The sequence below is a fragment of the Arthrobacter mobilis genome (assembly GCF_012395835.1).
Lineage (GTDB): Bacteria > Actinomycetota > Actinomycetes > Actinomycetales > Micrococcaceae > Crystallibacter > Crystallibacter mobilis.
Genome location: NZ_JAAZSQ010000022.1, coordinates 26947 through 33865 on the forward strand (window position 1 = coordinate 26947; position 6919 = coordinate 33865).

A 6919-nucleotide genomic window follows, 5' to 3' on the forward strand; every position below is an offset into this window, starting at 1 on the left:
AACCTCCCGCCAGCCGGCCGGGCCGCCATGCGAACCAGCTGCCGACCGACCAGGAGAACACACCATGCCCCGAACCCGCACTACCGGCCGGGCCCTGATGGCCGGGATCGGCGCCCTGGCCGCACTGCTGGCCGGCTGCGCGGCCCCCGCACCGGGCAACGGGACGAAGACCGACCTCTCCGCGGAGGTCGCCCAGGAGCTGCGGCCCTACTACGACCAGCAGGTCGACTGGGAACGGTGCGAAGGCCGCTTCCAGTGCGCGCAGGTCGAGGTCCCGCTGGATTATGCGGAGCCCGGCGGCGAGCGGATCAAGATCGCCACCATCCGCACCACCGGCGGCTCCGAGGGCTCCATCCTGGTCAACCCCGGCGGCCCGGGAGCCTCCGGCTACGACCTGGTCCGCGACGGCGTCGAGATGCAGACCACCGACAAGCTGCGCGGCAGCTACAACATCGTGGGCTTCGACCCCCGCGGCATCAAACGCTCGGCCCCGGTGACCTGCCTGACCGACGAGGAACGGGACGCCGCCCGCCAGGTCGACTACGACATCGACACGGACGAAGGCATCGCCGAAGCGGTCGAAGATGCCGCCGAACTCGCCGCCAAGTGCGCCCGGAAGACCGGGCCGGTGCTCGGCCACGTGGACACGCTCAGCGCGGCCCGGGACATGGACATCCTGCGCGCCGTCCTGGGCGAGGACCGGCTGGACTACCTGGGCTGGTCCTACGGAACCTTCCTGGGCGCCCAATACGCCGAACTGTTCCCCAAGCGGGTCGGGCGCATGGTGCTCGACGGGGCGATGGATCCGGCGCTGGGCGGCCACGAACTGACCCTGGGCCAGGCCGCCGGCTTCGAGCAGGCGCTGCGCAGCTACGTCGAATCCTGCCAGGCCGGCCCCGGCTGCCCGCTCACCGGCACCGTGGACGAGGCCGTCGGCCAGGTGCGCCAGCTGCTGAAGGCCGTGGAAGAGAGCCCGATGACCGCCGACGACGGCCGGCTGGTACCGGTGAACACCTTCGTCTCCGGCCTGATCACTCCGCTGTACGACGACAAATACTGGCCCACGCTGACCTCGGCGCTCTCCTCGGCGTTGCAGGGCGACCCGTCCCCGATGCTCTGGCTGGCCGACGCCAGCGCCCAGCGGCACGAGAACGGCAACTACACCGGCAACACCACCTTCGCCTTCACCGCAGTGAACTGCCTGGACTATCCGATGGCCTCGGATCTGCCCACCATGCGCAAGGAAGCCGCCGAGCTGGAAAAGGTCTCCCCCACCTTCGGCCGTTACCTCGCCTACGGCGGCACGACCTGCCAGAACTGGCCGCACGAGCCGGTGCGCAAGCCTGCGCCGGTCAGCGCCGAGGGCGCCGGCCCGATCGTGGTCATCGGCACCACCGGGGATCCTGCCACCCCGTATGCCTGGGCCGAGTCCCTGGCCGGCCAGCTCTCCTCGGCCTCCCTGGTCACCTTCAAGGGCGAGGGACACACCGCCTACCCGCGCGGCAACAGCTGCGTCCAGGACGCAGTGGACAGCTACTTCGTCGACGGCACCGTGCCGGCGGACGGAACCACCTGCTGAGCCCGGCTGCCTCCGGCCTGCGGGGCCGGAGGCAGCCGGGGCGGCTGTTTTGACCGTCCCGGCTCCGCTCTCCTATAGTTGATCCTTGGTGGATCCGTCCCGGTACCGGGATGCTCCGCAGGCCTCCTTAGCTCAGTCGGTAGAGCGTTTCACTCGTAATGAAAAGGTCGCCGGTTCGATTCCGGCAGGGGGCTCCAGGAAAAGACCCCGGAACCCGCGCGGTTCCGGGGTCTTTGCTGTCCCATAAGGGCACCAGCTCCCGTCAGCCACGGTTGTTGGCTCGGTTGGCCGTGGCGGCCGCAAATTTTCCCGGTCCGGCGAAGCGGTCCGGCAGCTGCGGTCCCGCGCGGCAGTCCGGGGGTCCTTGACCGAGCCCGGGGCTTGGCGGAGCATGTTCAGCATCCCCAGACAGGAGGCAAGCAGGCATGAATGATCCGACCGAACCCGCCGATCCCGCGGAGGCCGGACAGGCCGGGCTGGCAGCCCTTCCCGAGTCGGAGCCGACTGTCGATGAAATCAACAGGGAACTCACCCTGGCCCGGCAAGCGCTGGCGGAAACCGGCTGCATCGCCGAAAGGGCCGGGCAGGACCCGGACACCGGCGAAATCATCATCGAGGTCAAGGACTGCCCGGAGCCCAAGCCGTTTTTTGCCCTGTGGTTCATGCACAGCCTCTTCCGGGCGGGCAACTACAGGGTCAACTGGACCCTGGCCGACACCAGGGTCCAAGCTTCCATGGGCCGGATCACCAACAGGGAGGAACGGGCCCGCAATTACGCCGGCCGGGCGGTGGACCTGCTCGACGCCGCCGGCAATACCCCGGCCACCGCCAGCCGGCAGATCCTGAGCCAGCAGACCCGGGATGCCTGCCGGAAGATGGCCGGGAAGATCCGCCGCGAGGCCGGCGAGGACGCTCCCCTGGCCGGCCTCTTCGAGGCGATAGCGGCCGGGCGGCCGGCCACTGTAAATCCCGTGGGCATGAACCTGGCAGCGCAGCAGCTGCTGAGGCTCGCACCGCCGACCCGGCAGGAACTGAACATCTCGGCGACCCACGAAATGCGCAAGGCCGACGACCCCAAGGACAAGTTCTTCTGGCGGACCATCATGTACGCCACGCTCCCCCTGAACCACTGATCCGCCGGCCACCGGGCAATGCCGCGGGCCCATCAACCTTCCAGCCCTTCGCTGGTGCCGGGTTCGACCTGGGGAGCCGGCCGGCCCGGGCTAGCCCGTTTCCGGAGGTTGCACTACCTTGGTCGCATCAGGATCGGAGAGACAATGGCCGTCACCAATCCCTTTGGCCCGCGCTCGGACCCCAGGTATGTCCGGTTCAAGGAAGCGATCGACAGGCTGGTTCTGGGAAAGCCTGCTGTCATCGAACTCCGCTGGAGCCCGCGGGAAAAAGGCGGCCACTGGTTCCTCTACCCGCGCGCCAGGTTCAGCCACGTCGACTTCGGCGCACCGGCCGGACCGGAATCCCCTCTTGAGATCCAGTGGGACTGGCACGGAAACCACACCTGGGAAAGCCACCTGACGGCCTACGACTGGCCCCGGCTCTACGGCGAAGTCGAGAAGCGGTACGCCCGCTTTGCCCGCGCCCACCCTCAGGCCGTCTGGAACATCTACGACGGCTCCTGGCGGGAAGCGATCCTGCGGCCGGCCGGCAGCGGCGGATCTGCCAAAAACGAGTTCGGACGAAAGGTCGCCATGCTCAAGGACCTTCAAGCCTGGGACATCATCACCGACGAGCAGCTGCAGCGCTGGATCGACGAGCTGCTGCAGGAATACATCTAGGCTGCGCCGGGGCCGGTCCCCGCCTTCCGCGGTACTTCCCCCTCCATGGGAGCCACCAGAGAGTACTTATGGGGGAATCGGCTCACCGGTACACTCTTCGGCTACAAGGCTCCGAGGCCGGCGGGCAGGAGGGAATCATGACCGACAGGAAAGCTCTTCGTCTCTCCGCGGGGTTGCTGGCCCCCGGCTTCATCCTCTTGGTGGTGGCAGGCCTCTTCCACCCCGGAGGCCCGGCCAACAACCACAGCGCGGTGTTTGCCGAATATGCCGGCAGCGCCGGCTGGACTGCCGTGCATCTGGTCCAGTTCGCTTCCATGGCGGTCATGACCGCCGGACTTCTGGTTCTTTCGTCCGCTCCCGTCCTCCGCTCCGGGAGCTCGGCCTGGCTGGCGCGGTTAGGAGCTTTCGCGGCGGCCGTGGCGCTTGGGCTCTACGGAGTCCTGCAGGCTGTCGACGGGGTCGCTCTCAAGCAGGCCGTTGACGCCTGGGTGAGGGCGTCGGAAATCGAGGAGGCGGCCCGTTTCGCCAGCGCCGAGACGATCCGGTGGCTGGAGTGGGGCACCAGAAGTTACCAAAGCTTCACGTTCGCTCTCGCCTTGATCCTGCTTGGCAGTGCGGTGGCCCTGACCGTGGGGCTGCCAAAACTCCTTGGCTACCTCATGGGCCTGTCCGGCCTCGCCTACATTGCGCAGGGCTGGGTGCTTGGCACCGAAGGTTTCTCGGCAACCAACACGATGGCGATCCTGGCCGGATACGTCCTCATCCCTGTCTGGATTGCCTGGCTTCTCGTGTTTGCCTGGCAGATGAAGGAGCCGCTCAGAGCAGCGCCTCCGGGTCGCTGATCCGTTCATCGACGTGACGTGGACGGGCGCCTCATGCCGGTGACTGTTGTGGCCGTGCTGGAGAGGACCCTCCCCGCCTGGACGCCGGGCAGAAGAAAAGGCGGCACCTGCACTGAAAAACTCCCCGGCCGGCAGAAGGACCTTTAGCCCTGGAAACATTCGCTGTTCTGGCTCTGGCAGTCCGGCAGCAGGGTTTTCACAGGCCAGGGAGCATACAGTGCTTCCATGGCACCGGTTGCCGGCCCTGCCGGCAACCGGCCTCCCTCCCTGAGGGAACAGGCAGGGCGCCGTCCCGGTCCGGCCCCGACCGGGACGGCGCCCTGCCTGTACGAATCCGGTTTTGCGCCTAGAGTGAGGGCATCAGTCCGGCCGTTGATGGGGGTCGCGTGCGCAGCATTTCGGCAGTCCTGGTCCTGGCCGCAGCCCTGCTCACCGGGTGCACCGGCAGCGCAACTATCTCCGCCCTGGAAGCGCCCCGCACCGGGCAGGATACGTTGCCGGCAGGGGCAGAGGGCATCGGCGTTGCCCCGGAAAGCGCCCGGCTGGCCGGGGAAAAGGACGGCTACGCCTTCTACCTGGCCCGCCGGGAGGACGACCCTTCCGGGACCAGCGTCTGTGTGGTCATCGGCCATGCCGAAGATGAGGACGGCTGGGGCGCCGGCTGCTCCACCGCGGTGTCTCCCGCCGACGAGGCGGTCCTGCACGAGTTCCGCGGCATCAAAGCCATAGCCGTCACCGACGGCTACGACCCGCAGGAGAAGGTTGCCGCCGGCTGGGAGCAGCTCGGCGGGAATCTCCTGGTCCTGATGCCGTAAGCGGCTTCGTGGGTTCCTGCGGCGACCGGTTGCCACTCCGGCGGTTTCGGTGGCATAGGTGACGCCCGCGCAGGCCGGCCCCGGGGTGGTGCCCTCCAGCAGACCCGCGTCCACGCCGGCAGGGGCATCAGCCAGCGCCTTCCATTACGTCAGCTTTGTCATTCGTATTTCCCAACAGCTGCTACAGTCGACGACGGATCCTAGGCAAGGCTTGCCTAAGTTACGCTTTGCACTCATACCAGCCGAAAGAGATACACATGAACGCACCCAGCCTGAAAAAACTCCGGGCTGCACTGGCGGGCGCCGCCCTGCTGGCCGCGACGGCCTGCGGCGCCCCGGCTCCGGCCGCCGACAACGCCGCGAGCCCCGCGGCCGGCGGGAACGGTTATCCCATGACCATCGACCACGCCATGGGATCGACCGAGATTCCCTCCCAGCCCGAGCGCGTGGTCGTGCTGGATTCCAGCTACATTGATGCCGCGCTCCTGCTGGAGGCGGACATCGTCGGTTACGCCCATCATGACCCCAAGAATCCCTTCGGGTCCTACCTGGGCGACGTCAGTGACGAAACCCGCGACGCCGTCAGTGTCGGGACGCTGGCCGAACCCAACCTGGAAAAAATCCTGGAACTGGACCCGGACCTGATCGTTTCGGCGAAAATGCGGCACGAGGCCCTCTACCCGCAGCTGTCCAAGATCGCCCCGACGGTCTTCTCGGAAAGCACCGGGGCCACGTGGAAGGAAAACGTGGTCTTCCTCGGCGAGGCGCTGGGCAAGAAGGAGCTGGCCGAAGACCTCGTCGCCGGCTACGAGGCCCGGGCCAAGGCCGTAGGTGAGGAAATCCTCGCCAAGGAGCCGGACACCACCTACTCGCTGGTCCGCTTCTTCGCCGGGGACACCGCCCGCCTGTACTCCTCCAACTCCTTTATCGGCCACATCATGACCGACATGGGCCTTTCCCGGCCGGAAAACCAGCCGGATACCACTGAGGAAGTCTTCCTCCCGCTCTCGCCTGAACAGATCCCCAGCGCCGACGCCTCCCTGATCATGGTCAGCGCCTATACCCCGGAAGGCGCGGAAGGGGACGCAGCCAAGGCCCAGCAGGAGAGCTTCCAGTCCAACCCGCTGTGGAAGCGCCTCACCGGCGACGTGCTCAGCGTCGACGACACCACCTTCCTCACCTCGGTCAGCATCCAGGGTGCCCATGCGGTGATCACCGAACTGGCCAGCCACTACGACGTCGACCCGCTGGTTCCCTGACCTGCAGCCGGGAGCAGTTCCGTCCCGGACCTCTGAACCGCGAAGGCGGCGGCCACGGACCACAGCGTCCGCGGACGCCGCCTTCGTTTCCTGATGAAGCACCAGCGACGGACGGCGCCTGTCTGGACCGGATTCCCGCATTGACACTGCCTGAACCGACGGACCCGCAACATCTACTCCGTTTGGACCCCGTCGTCCACATTCTGCCAACCAGGCCTTGGGAAGCTGCGATTAGGCCAGATGCCCTGCCCAAGGCAGTCCGCGCTTGCTACGTTGGAAAAGCAGCTTGGTTATAGGTTTCATCAACTGTATGAGCTCCACGTCGGACACCCTGCTGTGAGACGGCGGCTGTCCGGCTTCCGATCGATGTGCCGCTTTGCGGCAGCCAGCAGAGCCCTGGCGGGCGATCGTCCGGGGCAGCGGACTGCTGTGCTTTCAGGGAAGAAGGGTAGCTAGTTATGAGAATCAGGAATCTGGGCATCGCCGGGATGGCAGCGTGGTTCATCGCCGGCAGCACCGGGACCGCGGCCCTCGCGGCCCCCTCGGAGGACTCACCCGGCAATTCGTCGGCCAGCATTGGCCTGAACGGGTGCGTGCTCAGCTCCACCAAGGACATCTCCAACATCGGGTA

The 6919-nt window shown here is 67.1% G+C and carries 6 protein-coding genes and 1 tRNA gene; all 7 read left to right on the forward strand.

What is annotated here, in order from left to right; all coding sequences use genetic code 11:
* Positions 1–64: 64 nt before the first annotated feature.
* The 7 genes from HGG74_RS17625 to HGG74_RS17655 all read left to right on the forward strand — a co-directional run bounded on the left by HGG74_RS17625 (position 65) and on the right by HGG74_RS17655 (position 6288).
* Positions 65–1579 (forward strand): alpha/beta hydrolase, encoded by a 1515-nt coding sequence (locus HGG74_RS17625; RefSeq protein ID WP_246263012.1) that lies wholly within the window; start codon positions 65–67, stop codon positions 1577–1579.
* Between the two features lie 121 nt (positions 1580–1700).
* Positions 1701–1776 (forward strand) — tRNA-Thr (locus HGG74_RS17630).
* 228 nt (positions 1777–2004) lie between these two features.
* Positions 2005–2712 (forward strand): hypothetical protein, encoded by a 708-nt coding sequence (locus HGG74_RS17635; protein ID WP_168488480.1) that lies wholly within the window; start codon positions 2005–2007, stop codon positions 2710–2712.
* A 144-nt stretch (positions 2713–2856) separates the two neighbouring features.
* Entirely contained in the window at positions 2857–3372 is a 516-nt protein-coding gene (locus tag HGG74_RS17640; RefSeq protein WP_168488481.1) for a hypothetical protein, read from the forward strand.
* Positions 3373–3509: 137 nt separating this feature from the next.
* Positions 3510–4214 carry a hypothetical protein gene (locus HGG74_RS17645; RefSeq protein ID WP_168488483.1) on the forward strand — a complete coding sequence of 235 codons (705 nt, stop codon included), beginning with the start codon at positions 3510–3512 and terminating at the stop codon, positions 4212–4214.
* Positions 4215–4600: 386 nt separating this feature from the next.
* Entirely contained in the window at positions 4601–5029 is a 429-nt protein-coding gene (locus HGG74_RS17650; RefSeq protein ID WP_168488485.1) for a hypothetical protein, read from the forward strand.
* 257 nt (positions 5030–5286) lie between these two features.
* Complete coding sequence (locus tag HGG74_RS17655; protein WP_168488486.1) at positions 5287–6288, forward strand: ABC transporter substrate-binding protein; 1002 nt, start codon at positions 5287–5289, stop codon at positions 6286–6288.
* Positions 6289–6919: the final 631 nt, after the last annotated feature.